Origin of the sequence: Bradyrhizobium sp. BRP22 (assembly GCF_020194175.1) — a bacterium.
Taxonomy (GTDB): domain Bacteria; phylum Pseudomonadota; class Alphaproteobacteria; order Rhizobiales; family Xanthobacteraceae; genus Bradyrhizobium.
Genome location: NZ_JADYVX010000041.1, coordinates 18,543 through 34,772 on the forward strand (window position 1 = coordinate 18,543; position 16,230 = coordinate 34,772).

At 64.2% G+C, this 16,230-nt stretch carries 13 protein-coding genes; 1 reads left to right on the plus strand and 12 read right to left on the minus strand.

Annotation, left to right across the window (positions count from 1 at the left end; translation table 11 throughout):
- Positions 1–7: 7 nt before the first annotated feature.
- Positions 8–847, minus strand: coding sequence for a tetratricopeptide repeat protein (locus tag I6F35_RS33475; RefSeq protein WP_225121910.1), 840 nt, complete (start codon positions 845–847; stop codon positions 8–10).
- Complete coding sequence (gene ilvD, locus I6F35_RS33480; protein WP_225121911.1) at positions 834–2,558, minus strand: dihydroxy-acid dehydratase; 1,725 nt, start codon at positions 2,556–2,558, stop codon at positions 834–836. Before ilvD ends, I6F35_RS33475 begins: the two co-directional genes overlap by 14 nt.
- 712 nt (positions 2,559–3,270) lie before the next feature.
- Here ilvD and I6F35_RS33485 point away from each other — a divergent pair.
- Positions 3,271–5,463 (plus strand): lytic transglycosylase domain-containing protein, encoded by a 2,193-nt coding sequence (locus I6F35_RS33485; RefSeq protein WP_225121912.1) that lies wholly within the window; start codon positions 3,271–3,273, stop codon positions 5,461–5,463.
- A 288-nt stretch (positions 5,464–5,751) separates the two neighbouring features.
- Here the strand turns inward: I6F35_RS33485 and I6F35_RS33490 are convergent, their stop codons facing one another.
- The 10 genes from I6F35_RS33490 to adh form a co-directional block, all read right to left on the minus strand.
- The gene (locus tag I6F35_RS33490) at positions 5,752–6,723 is read right to left on the minus strand and encodes a tripartite tricarboxylate transporter substrate binding protein BugD (protein ID WP_225121913.1); all 972 of its coding nucleotides are present in this window, start codon (positions 6,721–6,723) and stop codon (positions 5,752–5,754) included.
- 94 nt (positions 6,724–6,817) lie between these two features.
- Positions 6,818–8,059 (minus strand): threonine synthase, encoded by a 1,242-nt coding sequence (locus I6F35_RS33495; protein ID WP_225121914.1) that lies wholly within the window; start codon positions 8,057–8,059, stop codon positions 6,818–6,820.
- An 18-nt stretch (positions 8,060–8,077) separates the two neighbouring features.
- Positions 8,078–9,499: a dihydrolipoyl dehydrogenase gene (gene lpdA, locus I6F35_RS33500; protein ID WP_225121915.1), complete on the minus strand. Its 1,422-nt coding sequence runs from the start codon at positions 9,497–9,499 to the stop codon at positions 8,078–8,080.
- The gene (locus I6F35_RS33505) at positions 9,499–9,684 is read right to left on the minus strand and encodes a hypothetical protein (protein ID WP_225121916.1); all 186 of its coding nucleotides are present in this window, start codon (positions 9,682–9,684) and stop codon (positions 9,499–9,501) included. Before I6F35_RS33505 ends, lpdA begins: the two co-directional genes overlap by 1 nt.
- Before the next feature lie 3 nt (positions 9,685–9,687).
- A complete protein-coding gene (locus tag I6F35_RS33510) occupies positions 9,688–11,058 on the minus strand; it encodes a pyruvate dehydrogenase complex dihydrolipoamide acetyltransferase (protein WP_225121917.1) in 1,371 nt (456 codons plus the stop codon).
- A gap of 94 nt (positions 11,059–11,152) precedes the next feature.
- Positions 11,153–11,605, minus strand: a complete 453-nt coding sequence (locus tag I6F35_RS33515; RefSeq protein WP_225121918.1) for a nucleoside deaminase — start codon at positions 11,603–11,605, stop codon at positions 11,153–11,155.
- Between the two features lie 2 nt (positions 11,606–11,607).
- Complete coding sequence (locus I6F35_RS33520) at positions 11,608–11,913, minus strand: DUF5076 domain-containing protein (protein WP_225121919.1); 306 nt, start codon at positions 11,911–11,913, stop codon at positions 11,608–11,610.
- A gap of 3 nt (positions 11,914–11,916) precedes the next feature.
- Positions 11,917–13,317 carry a pyruvate dehydrogenase complex E1 component subunit beta gene (locus tag I6F35_RS33525; RefSeq protein ID WP_225121920.1) on the minus strand — a complete coding sequence of 467 codons (1,401 nt, stop codon included), beginning with the start codon at positions 13,315–13,317 and terminating at the stop codon, positions 11,917–11,919.
- A 38-nt stretch (positions 13,318–13,355) separates the two neighbouring features.
- The gene (gene pdhA, locus I6F35_RS33530; protein ID WP_225121921.1) at positions 13,356–14,384 is read right to left on the minus strand and encodes a pyruvate dehydrogenase (acetyl-transferring) E1 component subunit alpha; all 1,029 of its coding nucleotides are present in this window, start codon (positions 14,382–14,384) and stop codon (positions 13,356–13,358) included.
- Between the two features lie 206 nt (positions 14,385–14,590).
- Complete coding sequence (adh, locus tag I6F35_RS33535; protein ID WP_225121922.1) at positions 14,591–16,108, minus strand: aldehyde dehydrogenase; 1,518 nt, start codon at positions 16,106–16,108, stop codon at positions 14,591–14,593.
- Between the last annotated feature and the right edge of the window lie 122 nt (positions 16,109–16,230).

Below are 16,230 nucleotides of genomic sequence, written 5' to 3' on the forward strand. Positions count from 1 at the left end.
CTTGAGCTCAGTCCCGGCGGCCCTGCACCCAGTGCTCGAGCATCTGCAGCGCCATCGCGCGGTCGTCGTCGGAGGCCTTGGCGAACGCGCGGTTATAGCTTTCCTTGATCCACATCTCGTCGGCTGCGGCGCTGTCGCGTGCCAGCGTCAGCCACATCAGGCCGCGGGCCCGCTGCGGCGGCAGCCGGTCGCCGTTGAACAGCATCTGGCCGAGCAGCGCCTGGGCCTGGTGCTGCCCCTTCTGGGCCGCAAGCCCGAGCCAGCGCGCGCCATAGCGGAAATCTTCCCGTGAAGCGTCCGGCGTCTTCAGATAGAGCCGGGCAAGGTCGTACTGGGCGTCGGCGTTCCCGAAATAGGACGCCGCGTAGGAGAACATCTCCCGCGCCCGCTCGGTGTCCGGCTTGATCTTCGAATTCGGGATGCCGTTGAGGTAATATCGTCCCAGCGCGACGAAGGCCTGGGCCACGATCGTCGCCTGCGGCGCCGACGGGCTGTCCTCGGCATGCGCGTTGGCGATGCGGCTGAAATATTCGAACGCGCGCAGATCGTCCTGGGCGACGCCGTCGCCCTCGGCATACATCCGCCCCAGCTTCCACTGGGCGACGGGATGGCCGCCCTCTGCGGCAAATTGCAGCGACGAGAAAGAGGACGTGGAATTGGCCGCATTCGCGGCAGGCGCCGGGACTGCGACCCGCTTCAATCCGCCCCCGGCGCTGGGCTGGGGAGAGACCATCGGGATCGTGGCGTCCGTCGGATTGACCGGAGCGCCGTCGAACGCGAATCCGGGGCTGGCCACCGGAATGGCCCCTAAAATCAACGCAATAATCGTACGCTCAAATGTCCGCATAACACTGTTTCTCGTGCGCGCCACCTGGATGGGTGACCGCGCCATCCACCGCAGGCCCGACCTGCTGGGCATACTTCCACAGCGCACCAGATGTGTGGTTAGTCGCGCGAGGGGCCCATTTGGTCTTGCGTGCGGCGAGCTCGGCGTCGCTCAATTTTACGTTAAGAGTCCCGGCGACGGCGTCGATCTCGATGATATCGCCGTCCTGCAGCAGCGCGATCGGTCCGCCGATAGCGGCCTCCGGTCCGACATGGCCGATGCAGAAGCCTCTGGTGGCGCCCGAGAACCGGCCGTCGGTGATCAGCGCGATCTTGCCGCCCATCCCCTGCCCGGTCAGCGCCGCCGTCGTTGCCAACATCTCCCGCATGCCGGGACCGCCCTTCGGCCCCTCGTAGCGGATGACGATGACCTCGCCTTCCCTGTAGGTCCGCTTCTGGACCGCCTCGAAGGCGTCCTCCTCGTGGTCGAAGCAACGGGCAGGCCCGGTAAACTTCAAATTCGACATGCCCGCGACCTTCACGATCGCTCCTTCCGGCGCAAGATTACCCTTCAAGCCGACGACACCGCCGGTGACGGTGATCGGCTTGTCCGCCGGACGGACAACGTCCTGATGCGGATTCCATTTCACGCTTTTGAGGTTTTCGGCGATCGTTCGGCCCGTCACGGTCAGGCAATCGCCGTGCAGGTAACCGTTATCGAGCAGCGTCTTCATCAGCAGCGGAATGCCGCCAGCTTCAAACATGTCTTTGGCAACATAACGGCCGCCCGGCTTCAAATCAGCGACATACGGAGTCTTTTTGAAGATTTCCGCCACGTCGAACAGATCGAACTTGATGCCGCATTCATTCGCGATTGCCGGCAGGTGCAGGCCAGCATTGGTCGAGCCGCCGGAGGCGGCGACGACGGCCGCAGCGTTCTCCAGGGATTTACGGGTGATGATGTCGCGCGGCCGGATATTCTTGGCGATCAGTTCCATGATCTGCTCGCCGGCAGCGGCGCAGAAGGCGTCGCGGATCTCATAGGGCGCCGGAGCCCCGGCAGAATACGGGAGCGCGAGCCCTATCGCCTCGGACACGGTCGCCATGGTGTTGGCGGTGAACTGCGCGCCACAGGCGCCGGCCGAGGGACAGGCCACGCGCTCGATCTCATCGAGATCGGCATCCGACATGGCGCCGACCGAGTGCTTGCCGACGGCCTCGAACATGTCCTGGACGGTGACCTGCTGGCGGCGGAAATTGCCCGGCAGGATCGAGCCGCCATAGATGAAGATCGAGGGCACGTTGAGACGGACCATCGCCATCATCATGCCCGGCAGCGACTTGTCGCAGCCGGCGAGCCCGACCAGCGCATCGTAGGCGTGGCCGCGCACGGTCAGCTCGACCGAATCGGCGATGCATTCCCGCGACGGCAGCGAGGAGCGCATGCCGTCATGGCCCATGGCGATGCCGTCGGTGACCGTGATGGTGCAGAATTCACGCGGGGTTCCGCCGGCGGAGGCCACGCCCTTCTTCACCGCCTGGGCTTGGCGCATCAGCGAAATATTGCAGGGGGCGGCTTCGTTCCAGCAAGAGGCGACGCCGACGAACGGCTGGTGGATCTGCTCGGTGGTGAGGCCCATGGCATAGAGGTACGAGCGGTGGGGGGCGCGCTCGGGGCCCTCTGTCACGTGGCGGCTCGGCAACCTCTTCTTGATGTTGGTCCTGGCGTCCATCGCGACCCTGTTTCCCCAGCCGTCTCTGTCGTGACCCGGGAAATGGTGGTCTTCCCTTCGCTTCGCGAGTGCCGTGGCTTTAGCTCTACAAACATGATTTCATGCAGGGGTGTGGCTAAAAAGCGGCGCACGCAATAGCCGGCTGATTAAACCGTCAAATCTTAGATAATTGTTGCCTTACAGCAACAAACGTTGCCCTGCAGCAACCATTTGGACGGGCTCCAGGCGTCCAGCGGGCATTTTTGGGGCGCAAAGTCACCCTTGAGCGCCACGCTTGCCGTGCGTTCGGCCTCGATCGGCGCATCCGATTCTCGCGAGCGGTCCTCCGCTCGCGATGCTCTGGTCGCTCGGAGCGCAGGCGCGCCGCGATCAAATTTCAAACCGCGAAGAGCATCGGACTGCGCGTTCTCACGACGCGCTGTGCCCGAGGTTGCATCTCGGCTTCACCCCTCTTCGGCCAAGATTGTCCGCTAAGCCCGCGTCCGTTCGTGGGAAGCATCAGGCAAGGCAAGCGCGATTATCGACACGTGCAAAGTTCCATCGCGATCAATCCGCAAATCCACCGCGTTAAAGTTCCATTCGCTTCAGCGTTTTTCGCGCGCTGTGGCCTAAGCGCGACAGTTGCGAGTCGATGCTGTGATAACCTCAGGTCGCTCAAGCCGCACGGTTTGCGACTTGGTTTGTGTCTAATGGTTCGCAGGGGGACCATGGAATGAACCAGTGCTTACGTTCGCTGTCTTGTCTCCTCACGGTTGGTGTGCTCGCGCTGTTCTCGACGGATGCGCCGGCACGACCGAACAACAAACAAGCACACGTCAAGAAGACGCACGACGCGAAGGCGACGAAGCAGCGTGATGCTGCCATCGGAAAACGCGGACGTGCCAAGCATGCCGATGCGCGCCGCAAGTCGAAGCGATCGAAGGATGCGTCCGCGCAGAAGGAAGCTCCCGCCCCGACCCCGACATTGTCAGGCGATCTCGCACTGGTGAAAGACGCCATCGATCTTGCGCGCAAGGCGAAGACAAGCGAGGCGACCGCCATCAGAGACAAGATCACCGACCCGGCCGGCCAGAAACTTGTCGAGTGGTACATCCTGCGCCATTCGGAGACGACGGCGAATTTCAGCCGCTATGCGGCGTTCATGGCCGACAATCCGGATTGGCCGAGCATGGCGCTATTGCGCCGCAAGGCCGAGGGACGGCTGTGGGAGCAGCGCAGCGATGCAGTCACGGTTCATCGCTTCACCCGCGACCGGCCCACCAGCGCCAAGGGCAAGTTCGCGCTGGCGCGTGTGCTCCTGACCGAAGGCGATCGCGACGGCGCCGAGCGCCTGGTGCGCGACGCCTGGCGCTCGGATGAATTGTCCGAACGGCTGGAGAACGACGCGTATGAGCTGTTCGGCGATCTCCTCACCCCTGAGGACCATCGCGCCCGCATGGACAAGCGCATCGGCGCCAAGGATCTCGCCGACGCCAGGCGCGCGGCGCAGCGGCTTGGCAGCGACGAGCTTGCGATCGTGAAAGCCTGCGGCGCGGTGGCTGCGAAATCGAGCAAGGCGCTCGACCAGCTCAACGATGTCGCCCCTGAGGCTCGCAAGGATCTGGGCTACACGCTTTGCCGCCTGCAATGGCTGCTCGGCCAGAACAGCATCGACGATGCGGCCAGCCTGGTGCTCGCGGCGGCGCCCGAGACCATGGCGCTGCAGGACACTGACCAATGGTGGCGCGAGCGGCGGCTGCTGGCCCGCAAGCTGCTCGATCAAGGCAGGTTCCAGGCCGCGTATGACGTCATTGCGGCCGCCGCTTTGCCGGCCAACGAATATTATCGCGCCGATTTCCACTCCATGTGCGGCTGGATCGCCCTGCGCTATCTCAATGATCCGGTGACGGCGGCGACGCATTTCGCGCGCATCGACGAAGGCGCGGCCAACCCGATCGTGCTGGCGCGCGCGAACTACTGGCGCGGCCGCGCCGCCGAGGCGCTCGGAGAAAAGGACGCGATGCGCGCCAGCTACGAGGCCGCTGCGCGCTATCCGACTGCCTATTACGGGCAGCTTGCGCGCGCCAAGCTGGGCCTTGATGCGATCGAACTGCGTCCGCCCGCGCCTGCTGCCGCCGACGGCGCGGCGGCCACCGACGAGCGCGTGCGCGCCGCCGATATGCTCTACGAGATCGGCGAACGCGACGTGGTGCTGTACTTCGCCGCCGATCTCGGCGAGCAGAGCACGGATGTTCCCGTGCTTAGCGCGCTCGGCGAGCTCACCGCCCGCCGCAACGATGCGGCCGCCATGATGCAGCTGGGCAAGTTCGCGCTCGGACGCGGCCTTGCGCTCGATCACTACGCCTTCCCGACCATCGGGATTCCCAGACATACCCAGGTCGCGCCCGAGATCGAACGCGGTATGATCTATTCGGTGGCACGGACCGAAAGCGCGTTCGACCAGCGCGACAAGTCGCCGGCCAATGCCGTCGGTCTGATGCAGGTGACGCCGGAAGCCGGCCGCGATACCGCCAAGCGCTTCGGCGTGACGTATGACTGGGACCGGATGGTTTCCGATCCCGTCTACAACACGCAGATGGGTGCGGCCGAGCTCAGCGCGCTGATCGCAGACTACAAGGGCTGTCACATCATGGTGTTCGCCGGCTACAACGCCGGTCGCGGCCGGGTCCGCGACTGGGTCAAAGCCTATGGCGACCCGCGCGATCCGAACGTAGATCCGGTCGATTGGGTCGAGCGCATTCCGATCTCCGAGACACGCAACTATGTGCAGCGCGTGATGGAGAACCTGCAGGTGTACCGCGTGCGGTTCGAGAGCGGCACGGCGGCGATGGCGACGAAGAGCGATCAGCGCGTAGTCACGCAGGAGGTCAATGCGGCCGCGCCGGCTTCGGCTGCTTCGCAGTGAATCGTGCAGACGCGTAGTACCCTATCTCCCCTCATGGTGAGGAGCGCGCAGCGCGTCTCCGGACAATGCTTCGCATCGCCTTGAGAACCATGAGGCCCCACTCTCGCCCGCGGCCATCCTTCGAGACGGCCGCTTCGCGGCCTCCTCATCAGGTGAGGACCTGACGTGTGGCCTTCCCTTGAGCTCCGTAGCCCGGGTGGAGCGCCAGCGTAACCCGGGGCCGTGCGCAGATGTGGATAGAGATGTCCCGGGTTGCGGTTCGCTTCACCCGGGCTACGCCCCACAATCTCAATCCACCTTCACGTTGGCGGCTTTGATCATCGGCCACCATTTTGCGATCTCGGCTCTCTGCCAGGCGCCGAGGGCATCAGGGGTAAGTTGATCCTTTGGCGGCATGCGCAGGCCGAGGTTTTCGAGCTGTTTTACAACCGCGGGATCGTTCAACGCCTCGACGGCGGCGGCGTTGAGCTTGGCTGTGATCTCCTTCGGCGTGCCCTTGGGCACCCAGAGGCCGGACCACAGCGTCATATGGAATCCCGGCAGGCCGGCTTCGTCGGTGGTCGGAACGTCGGGCGCGGACGCGACGCGCTTGTCGTCGGTGACAGCATAGGCGCGGATGTTGCCGCCGCGAACTTGGTTGATCGAGTTGGAGGTCTGGTCGATCATGATGTCGATCTGGCCGGCGACAAGGTCGTTGAGCGCGGGCGCGGTGCCGCGATAGGGCACATATTGCAGCTTGATGCCGGAAATGTTCTCGAAATAGAGCCCGGCGATGTGGCTGCCGGAACCGGCGCCCGCGGTGCCCGCTGTAGGCGGCGACGGGCGCGACTTCAGCCAGGCCAGCAGCTCGCTCAGCGATTTCGCGGGAATCGCATTCTTGCTGACGATGATCATCGGATTGCTCGGTAGCAACACCACCGGATCGAGATCGGCGACGAGGTCATAGCCGAGCTTGTAGACGGCACCGTTTGCGACGTGGGTGCCGAGATGACCGAACGAGATGGTGTAGCCGTCCGCCGGTGAGCGCACCGCGCGGCCGACGCCGATCGAGCCGCCCGCCCCTGTCACGTTCTCGATCAGCAAGGATTCGCCAAGCGATGTCTTCATCCGCTCGGCGAGGATGCGCGCCATCGCATCGGACGGCCCGCCGGCGGAGAACGGCACGATGATGGTGATCGGATGCGACGGATAGGTCTGCGCCACGGCGGCGCCGGAACATATCAGCAGTGCCGCCAACGCGGCCCAAATTGCCTTGCGCATCATCTCCTCCAACTCTCGTCATTGCGAGGAGCGATAGCGACGAAGCAATCCAATGCCGTCCTATGGGTTGCTTCGCTGCGCTCGCAATGACCGTTTAGAACTGAGCAAAGTCGATCGGCTTGAAGCGATCGAGCGTACGCGTAACCGGCGGCAGCGGATACTTGAGGCCTGTCGCGCAATTGAACAGCATCACGCGATCGGTTTTCGTGATCCGCCCGTCGGCGAGGCTCTGCTTGTAGGCCGCATAGGTGGCCGCGCCCTCGGGGCACAGCAACAGCCCCTCCTCGCGTGCGACCTCGTTCAGCGCGGCAGAAATCTTCTCGTCATCAACCGCAATGGCGAAACCTTTGCTCTCGCGGACCGCGCGCAGGATCAAGAAATCTCCGATCGCCTGCGGCACGCGAATCCCTGACGCAATGGTGTGCGCATCCTCCCAGCGCGTCGCATGCTCGGTGCCCGCTTCAAAGGCACGCACCATCGGGGCACAGCCGGAGGCCTGCACGGCGACCATGCGCGGGCGCTTCTTGCCGATGAAGCCGATCGCCTCGAGTTCGGCAAAGGCCTTCCACATGCCGATCAGGCCGGTGCCGCCACCGGTCGGATAGAAGATCACGTCGGGCACGTCCCAGCCGAGCTGCTCGGCGAGTTCGAGGCCCATCGTCTTCTTGCCTTCGATCCGGTACGGCTCCTTCAAAGTCGACGTATCGAACCAGCCGACCTTGGCCTTGCCCTCGCCGACGATCTTGCCGCAATCGTCGATCAGGCCGTTGACGCGGTAGACCGTCGCGCCCTGCAGCTCGATCTCGCTGACATTCACTTCCGGCGTATCGGCCGGGCAGAAGATCGTGGTCTTGATGCCGCACGCGGTTGCATAGGCGGCGAGCGCGGCACCGGCATTGCCGTTGGTCGGCATCGCCATGTGCTTGATGCCGAGCGCCTTGCCCATCGACACCGCCATCACTAGGCCGCGCGCCTTGAACGAGCCGGTCGGCAGCCGTCCCTCGTCCTTCACGATGATCTCGCCGCCGCCGAGTCTGGCGCCGAGTTTCGGCAGCCGGATCAGCGGCGTCGTCACCTCGCCGAGACTGACGATGTCCTTGCATTCGCGCACCGGCAACAGTTCGCGATAGCGCCACATGTCGGCGGGACGCTCTTTCAGCGCATCCTTGCTCAGCATCTTCTTCACGCCATCGAGGTCGTAGCGCACGAGAAGCGGCTTGCCCGCCTTGGAGAGGTTGTGCACTTGGTCGGCGGGATAGTGATCCCCCTCCATCGCGCATTCGAGATGGGTGACGAAGGTCGGGCGTTCGATGGTGAGGTTGTCGTTGTCTTTCACGGCTCGCCGTCCCTCTCGTTACATGTTGAGGACGCGCCCATAGGCGTCCAGCACCGCTTCCTTCATCATCTCCGACAGCGTCGGATGCGGGAAGATCGTGTGCATCAGCTCTTCTTCTGTGGTCTCGAGGTTCATCGCGATCACATAGCCCTGGATCAGTTCGGTGACTTCAGCCCCGACCATGTGCGCGCCGAGAAGCTGACCGGTCTTCTTGTCGAAGATCACCTTGACCATGCCCTGGTCCTCGCCGAGCGCGATCGCCTTGCCGTTGCCGACGAAGGGGAAGCGTCCGACACGGATCTCGCGTCCGGCTTCCTTGGCCTTGGCCTCGGTCATGCCGACGGAGGCCACCTGCGGATAGCAATAGGTGCAGCCGGGGATCATGTTCTTGTCCATCGGGTGCGGATGCAGGCCCTTGATCGCCTCGACGCAGATGATGCCCTCATGCTCGGCCTTGTGCGCGAGCATCGGGGGGCCGGCGACGTCGCCGATCGCATAGATGCCGGGGACATTGGTCCGGCAGAAGCCGTCGATGGCGATGATGCCGCGCTCCGCCTTCACGCCAAGCTTCTCCAGCCCGATGCCCTCGACATTGCCGATCACACCGACGGCGGAGATCACGCGGTCGAATTCGATGGTCTGCGGCTTGCCCTTGCCATCGTCAATGGTCGCGACCACGCTATCACTCTTCTTGTCGAGCTTGGTCACCTTGGTATTCGCCAGGATCTTGATGCCCTGCTTCTCGAACGCCTTGTGCGCGAATTTCGCGATCTCGGCGTCCTCGACCGGGAGGATCTGCGGCAGCACCTCGACGACCGTCACCTCCGCGCCGAGCGTGCGGTAGAACGAGGCGAACTCGATGCCGATCGCGCCGGAGCCGATCACCAGAAGCGATTTCGGCATCTTGTCCGGCACCATCGCCTCGAAATAGGTCCAGACCAGTTTCTTGTCGGGCTCGAGTCCCGGCAGCACCCGCGGCCGCGCGCCGGTCGCGATGATGATGTGCTTGGCCTGATAGCTGCCTTCGCCGAGCGCCCCCCTCGGCGCTTCCACGGAGGACTTCTTGACTGTCAGCTTGCCCGGCGCATCGATCGTCGCTTCGCCCCAGATCGTCGTGACCTTGTTCTTGCGGAACAGGAAGCCCACGCCCTCATTCAGCCGCTTCACCACGTTGCGCGAGCGCTGCACCACCGCCTTCGGATCGAACGAGATGTTCTCCGCCGACAGGCCGTAGTCCTTAGCGTGCTGCATCAGATGATAGACCTCCGCCGAGCGCAAAAGCGCCTTGGTCGGGATGCAGCCCCAATTGTTGCAGATGCCGCCGAGATAGGCCTTTTCCACCACCGCGGTCTTGAAACCGAGCTGCGCCGCGCGGATCGCGGTGACGTAGCCGCCGGGGCCGGCGCCGATGATGATAACGTCGAAGGAAGTGTCAGCCATCACAAATCCGATCCAGCGAGAGCAACCAGAAATCCGGTCCAACCAAGCGCAAGCAGCCCGGCGCCGCCGAGCATGATCCGGAACTGGGTCGTCGATGCCAGATCACGCGCGCGGACGATCAGCGCCGCAACCGCCAGCGCTATTGCAAGAACATAGGGACCATAGAGCAATGCGTTAGACGTCACGCATCACACCATCATCATGACGGGGTTTTCGATGAGCTGCTTGAAGGCGCCGATCAGCTCGGCGCCGAGCGCGCCGTCGATCGCGCGATGGTCGCAGGAGAGCGTCACGCTCATGATGCTGGCGATCTCGATCTTGCCGTTCCGCACCACCGGCCGCTCCTCGCTGGTGCCGACGGCCAGGATCGTCGCATGCGGCGGGTTGATCACGGCGGTGAAGTGGTTGATGCCGTACATGCCGAGGTTGGAGACGGCGGTGGTGCCGCCCTGATACTCTTCCGGCTTCAGCTTGCGCGCACGGGCGCGGGCGGCGAAATCCTTCATCTCGCCTGATATCACCGACAGCGTCTTGGTCTCCGCTTTCCGGATGATCGGGGTGATCAGGCCGCCTGGCATCGCCACCGCCACGCCGACGTCGGAATGCTTGTGCCTGACCATGCCGCCTTCGGTCCAGCTCACATTGCAGTTCGGGATCTTCTGCAGCGCGACCGCCATCGCCTTGATCACGAAGTCGTTCACCGAGAGTTTGTAGAGCGGCTTCTTGTCGGCGTCCTTTGGTGCTGCGGCATTGATCTCCTCGCGGGCGGCGAGCAGTTTTCCGATATCGCAGTCGATCGTCAGATAGAAATGCGGGATCTGCTGGATCGATGCGGTCAGCCGCTGCGCGATGGTGCGGCGCATGCCATCATGCGGCACGACCTCATACGAACCCGGCTCGAACAGCGCGAGGATCTGCTGGTCCGACATTGACGGCGCGATCGACGGCGTCGTGGCGGGCGCGGCCGGCGGCGCCTTCAGGCCCTTGCCGGACTTCGCCTCCTCGACGTCGCGCGCGATGATGCGGCCGTGCGGACCGCTGCCGTTGATCCGCCCCAGCTCGATGCCGGCTCCCTTGGCGAGACGCCGTGCCAGCGGTGACGAGAAGATGCGAGCTTGCCCGTTGCCCTGGGGCGCCGGCGCGGCGGCTTGCGGCGCGGGTGCCGGGGCTGCCGCAGGCGCCGCGGCTTTCGGTGCCGGCGCTGGTTGGGCGGGGGCCGGCGCAGGCGCCGGTGCCGCGGCGGTCTTGGCAGCAGGCGCTTCAGCGGCCTTCGGAGGCGCAGCTCCCGCGCCGCTCGCGGCCGCCTTCACGTCTTCGCCGTCACCAGCGAGCACCGCGATCACGTCGTTGACCGCGACGTCCTGCGTGCCTTCGGGCACCAGGATCTTGGCGATGGTGCCCTCGTCGACCGCCTCGACTTCCATTGTCGCCTTGTCGGTCTCGATCTCCGCGATCACGTCGCCGGACTTGACCTTGTCACCCTCCTTCTTGAGCCACTTGGCCAGATTGCCCTTCTCCATGGTAGGCGACAGCGCGGGCATCAGGATGTTGATGGGCATGGTGACCTCACAAAGCTAACTTTTGCATGGCGGCTCCCGTCGGATGAGGAAGCCAGCCGGACTCGTCTGAGCGGCGGCACGGGCGCAAGACGCCTCAATTGCCGATATCGCCCTGCCAGATACGCTCGTTGGCGGGGTCCGAGCGCCAGTTCTTCATCATGTTGACGGAGCGATCATCGGCGAGATCGATGAAGGGAATACCGAACTGCGTCAGGATGTCCTTGCTGCCCGGGAACGTCACGGATTCCCCGATCACCAGCAGCTTCAGCTTGAACAGACCGATCGCACCGGCGCACATCGAGCAAGGCGACAGCGTCGTGTACATGACGGTGTCGTGGAACGAGATCAGACCGGCATCGCGCAGGCAGGACATCTCGCCATGCAGGATCACGTTCTTCTCCTGCATCCGGCGGTTATGGCCACGTGCGATGACCTTGTTGTCGCGCGTCAGCACCGCGCCGATCGGCAAGCCGCCCTCGGAGATGCCGATCTCCGCCTCGCGGATCGCTTCCGCCATGAAGTCGTAGTGATATTGCTCGATGCTCACGATCAATGCCCCTGTTTCGATCGCGGCGTGGTGCTGCCCGGATCGGTCGGCCGCGCGACCTCAGCTTGAAACATGTCGATGATGCGGGCGAGCGCCTCTTCCTCGGTATACTCGCTCTCGCGCGCATAGGCGCGTGCGGCATGGCGGGCGATGTCGACCAGCATCAGGCCCCACGTGTCCGGCTCCTCGAAGGCGCGCTGGAAGGCGATGGAAAGCCCGCCGTCGACAACGAAGGCGCGCAGCACCTCGATTGCATCATCGCGACCGATCACGTCAGGCGGCAACGGCTGTTCCTGCGGGCCCGCCATGCGTCACCGGTAACAAACGGCCTTGGCGGCTTGCACCACCTCGGCGACCGAAGGTAACGCCATCTTCTCCAGATTGGCTGCATAGGGCATCGGCACGTCCTTGCCGGAGACGCGCGCAACCGGCGCATCGAGATAATCGAAAGCGTGCTCCATGATGCGGGCGGCGATCTCGGCGCCGACGCCGCTCTGCTGCCAGCCCTCCTCGACCGTCACCGCGCGACCGGTCTTCTTGACGGACTCGACGATGGTCTCGGTGTCCATCGGGCGCAGCGTGCGCAGATCGACCACTTCGGCCTCGATGCCTTCCTTGGCGAGTTCGTCAGCCGCTTTCAGCGAATAGGTCATGCCGTTGGACCATGAGATGATCGTGACGTGCTGGCCCTTGCGTGCGATGCGCGCCTTGCCGATCGGCACGATGTAGTCGTCGAGCTTCGGCACCTCGCCGGAATGGCCATACAGCACTTCATTCTCGAGGAAGATCACCGGGTTCGGATCGCGGATCGCTGATTTCAGCAGGCCCTTGTAGTCGGCGGCCGAGAACGGCGCGACCACCTTCAGGCCCGGGATGTGCGAGTACCAGGACGAATAGTCCTGGCTGTGCTGAGCAGCGACGCGGGCGGCGGCGCCGTTCGGCCCGCGGAACACGATCGAGCAGCCCATCTGGCCACCCGACATATAGAGCGTCTTGGCGGCGGAGTTGATGAGCTGGTCCATCGCCTGCATGGCGAAGTTGAAGGTCATGAACTCGACGATCGGCTTCAGCCCCGCCATCGCCGCGCCGATGCCGATGCCGGCAAAGCCATGCTCGGTGATCGGCGTATCGATCACCCGCCGCGCACCGAATTCCTGCAGCAGCCCCTGGCTCACCTTGTAGGCGCCCTGATATTCGGCGACCTCCTCGCCCATCAGGAAAACATCCGGATCGCGCCGCATCTCCTCGGCCATCGCATCGCGCAAGGCTTCGCGGATGGTCTGCGTGATCATCTCGGTGCCGGCGGGCACCTCCGGCTCGGGTTCGCTGACAGACGTCGGCGCGGCCGGTGCTTTCTCTTCAGCCTTGGGCGCAGGCGCCTCGGTCCTGGCCTGCGCGGGAGGTGCGGACTCCGCCGCCTTCTCCTGCTTTGCCGGGCTGGTTGCCTTGGCGAGATCGGCGGCGCTCTCGCCGTCGGCCAGGATAGTCGCGATCGGCGTATTGACGGCGACGTCGGCGGTGCCTTCCGGGATCAGGATCTGGCCAAGTGTGCCCTCATCGGTCGCCTCGACTTCCATCGTGGCTTTGTCGGTCTCGATCTCGGCGATGACGTCGCCCGACTTGATCGGCTCGCCTTCCTTTTTCAGCCATTTGGCGAGGTTGCCCTTCTCCATCGTGGGCGACAGCGCAGGCATGAGAACTTGAATGGGCATATCGGCTCCCGGATCACTCTTTCGTTTTCAGTCTGCGCTTAGCGGTAGACGTCGGTGTAGAGCTCGGACGGATCGGGCTCGGGATCGTGCTGGGCGAAGTCGGCGGCGCCATTGACGATGTCGCGCACCTTGGCGTCGATCGACTTCAGATCCTGCTCGCTGACGTCGGCGGCGAGCAGCCGATTGCGTACCTGCTCGATCGGATCGTGGTCATGGCGGACCTTTTCCACCTCCTCGCGGGTCCGGTACTTGGCCGGATCGGACATCGAGTGGCCGCGGTAGCGGTAGGTCTGCATCTCCAGGATATAGGGCCCCTTGCCGGCGCGGCACCAGGCAACCGCCTCGTCGCCGGCGGCCTTCACCGCGCGCACGTCCATGCCGTCGACCTGGCGGCCCGGGATGTTGAAGGAGGCGCCGCGCTTGGAGAAATCGGTCTGCGCCGAGGAGCGCGCCACCGAGGTGCCCATGGCATAGCGATTGTTCTCAATGATGTAGACCACCGGCAGCTTCCACAGCTCGGCCATGTTGAAGCTTTCATAGACCTGGCCCTGGTTGGCGGCGCCGTCGCCGAAATAGGCCAGGCTCACGAAATCGTTCTCGCGGTAGCGGTTGGCGAAGGCGAGACCGGTGCCGAGCGAGACCTGGGCGCCGACGATGCCGTGGCCGCCGTAGAAGTGCTCGGCCACGCTGAACATGTGCATGGAGCCGCCCTTGCCCTTGGAATAGCCGCCGCGGCGTCCGGTCAGCTCGGCCATCACGCCCCTGGGATCCATGCCGCAGGCCAGCATGTGCCCGTGGTCCCGGTACCCGGTTATGACCTGGTCACCCTTCTTCAGGGTCATCTGCATGCCCACGACGACGGCTTCCTGGCCGATATAGAGATGGCAGAAGCCGCCGATCGCGCCCATGCCGTAGAGCTGGCCGGCCTTCTCCTCGAAGCGGCGAATCAGGAGCATGTCGCGCAGCGCGCGCAGTTCCTGCTCTTTGGTGAATTCCAGTGGGGAGCCGGAGCCATTCCCCTTCTCCTGCCCTGAGTCCTTTGTGACGCTTTTCTTGGGTGCGGCCATGGCATTTCCGGATGAGAGGGGGAGGACGATTTGGCCCTCTCTATCCCAACTCAAACGGCCGTGGAAGGATTGCGTGCGCCGGATGGAATAATGCTATGCCGCAGTGCAGCGCAGATCAAAATATTGCTATCGAATAATGCGGTCGTTCGGAATTTCATTGCGCGACGACGGCGCGACGGACATCGCGCCGTCGTCACGATTATCTATCAGAAAAATCCCAGCTTCTTCGGGCTGTAGCTGACCAACAGATTCTTGGTCTGCTGATAGTGGTCGAGCATCATCTTGTGGGTCTCGCGGCCGATGCCCGACTGCTTGTAGCCGCCGAACGCCGCGTGCGCCGGATAGGCGTGGTAGCAATTGGTCCAGACGCGTCCGGCCTGGATCGCCCGCCCAAAGCGATAGCAGCGGTTGGCATCGCGGCTCCAGACGCCGGCGCCGAGGCCGTAGAGCGTGTCGTTGGCGATGGCGAGCGCCTCGTCATCGGTCTTGAACGTGGTCACCGACACCACTGGGCCGAATATCTCCTCCTGGAAGATCCGCATCCGGTTGTTGCCCTCGAACACGGTGGGCTGGACGTAGAAGCCACCTTCGAGATCGCCACCAAGCCGGGCGCGGGCACCGCCGGTCAGGAGCCTGGCGCCCTCCTTCTGGCCGATGTCGATATAGGAAAGGATTTTCTCCAATTGCTCGTTCGAAGCCTGCGCACCGATCATGGTGGCGGGGTTGCGCGGATCGCCCTGCTGGATCGCGGAGACGCGCTTCAGTGCCTTCTCCATGAAGCGCTCATAGATCTGTTCCTGCACCAAGGCCCGGCTCGGACAGGTGCAGACCTCGCCCTGGTTCAGCGCGAACATCACGAAGCCCTCGATCGCCTTGTCGAGGAAATCATCGTCTTCCGCCGCCACGTCCTTGAAGAAGATGTTCGGCGACTTGCCGCCGAGCTCCAGCGTGACCGGGATCAGGTTCTGGCTGGCGTATTGCATGATCAGCCGGCCGGTCGTGGTCTCGCCGGTGAAGGCGATCTTGGCGATCCGCGGGCTCGACGCCAGCGGCTTGCCGGCCTCGAGCCCGAAGCCGTTGACGATGTTGAGGACGCCGGGCGGCAGCAGATCGGCGACCAGCTCGATCCAGACCATGATCGAGGCCGGTGTCTGCTCGGCGGGCTTCAGCACCACGCAATTGCCGGCGGCGAGCGCCGGGGCCAGTTTCCAGCACGCCATCAGCAGCGGAAAATTCCACGGGATGATCTGGCCGACCACGCCGAGCGGCTCGTGAAAATGATAGGCCACCGTGTCGTGATCGATCTCGGCGAGGCTCCCCTCCTGCGCCCGCACGACGCCGGCGAAGTAGCGGAAATGATCGATCGCAAGCGGCACGTCGGCGGCGCGAGTCTCGCGGATCGGCTTGCCGTTGTCCCAAGTCTCGGCGATCGCGAGCCGCTCGAGGTTCTCCTCCATGCGGTCGGCGATCCGGTTGAGAATGTTGGCGCGCTCGACGACGCTATGCCGTCCCCAGGCGTCCTTGGCGGCATGTGCCGCATCCAGCGCGAGCTCGATGTCCTGCGCATCCGAGCGCGCGATCTTGCAGACCACCTGGCCGGTCACCGGCGAGGCATTGTCGAAATACTTGCCCGCGCGCGGCGCGACCCACTGGCCACCGATGAAATTGTCATAGCGCTCCGCAAAGGGGTTCGTCGATGTCGTGAGGAATTCAGGCTTGTTCATGCTTCACTCCCGCTATGTGTTGATTGCTGGACATCGCGGTGCTTGCGACGTCGCCAAAACCATGTCGGGAGGCTTGAAGAATGTCAGCCGGGCGAGGCCAGATCGCGGCGCCGACCTGTCGC

Excerpts from the sequence above, each read along its gene's own strand:
- I6F35_RS33475 (WP_225121910.1), bottom strand. The coding sequence starts at position 847 with ATGCGGACATTTGAGCGTACGATTATTGCGTTGATTTTAGGGGCCATT.
- ilvD (WP_225121911.1), bottom strand. The coding sequence starts at position 2,558 with ATGGACGCCAGGACCAACATCAAGAAGAGGTTGCCGAGCCGCCACGTG.
- I6F35_RS33485 (WP_225121912.1), top strand. The coding sequence starts at position 3,271 with ATGAACCAGTGCTTACGTTCGCTGTCTTGTCTCCTCACGGTTGGTGTG.
- I6F35_RS33490 (WP_225121913.1), bottom strand. The coding sequence starts at position 6,723 with ATGCGCAAGGCAATTTGGGCCGCGTTGGCGGCACTGCTGATATGTTCC.
- lpdA (WP_225121915.1), bottom strand. The coding sequence starts at position 9,499 with ATGGCTGACACTTCCTTCGACGTTATCATCATCGGCGCCGGCCCCGGC.
- I6F35_RS33510 (WP_225121917.1), bottom strand. The coding sequence starts at position 11,058 with ATGCCCATCAACATCCTGATGCCCGCGCTGTCGCCTACCATGGAGAAG.
- I6F35_RS33520 (WP_225121919.1), bottom strand. The coding sequence starts at position 11,913 with ATGGCGGGCCCGCAGGAACAGCCGTTGCCGCCTGACGTGATCGGTCGC.
- I6F35_RS33525 (WP_225121920.1), bottom strand. The coding sequence starts at position 13,317 with ATGCCCATTCAAGTTCTCATGCCTGCGCTGTCGCCCACGATGGAGAAG.
- pdhA (WP_225121921.1), bottom strand. The coding sequence starts at position 14,384 with ATGGCCGCACCCAAGAAAAGCGTCACAAAGGACTCAGGGCAGGAGAAG.
- adh (WP_225121922.1), bottom strand. The coding sequence starts at position 16,108 with ATGAACAAGCCTGAATTCCTCACGACATCGACGAACCCCTTTGCGGAG.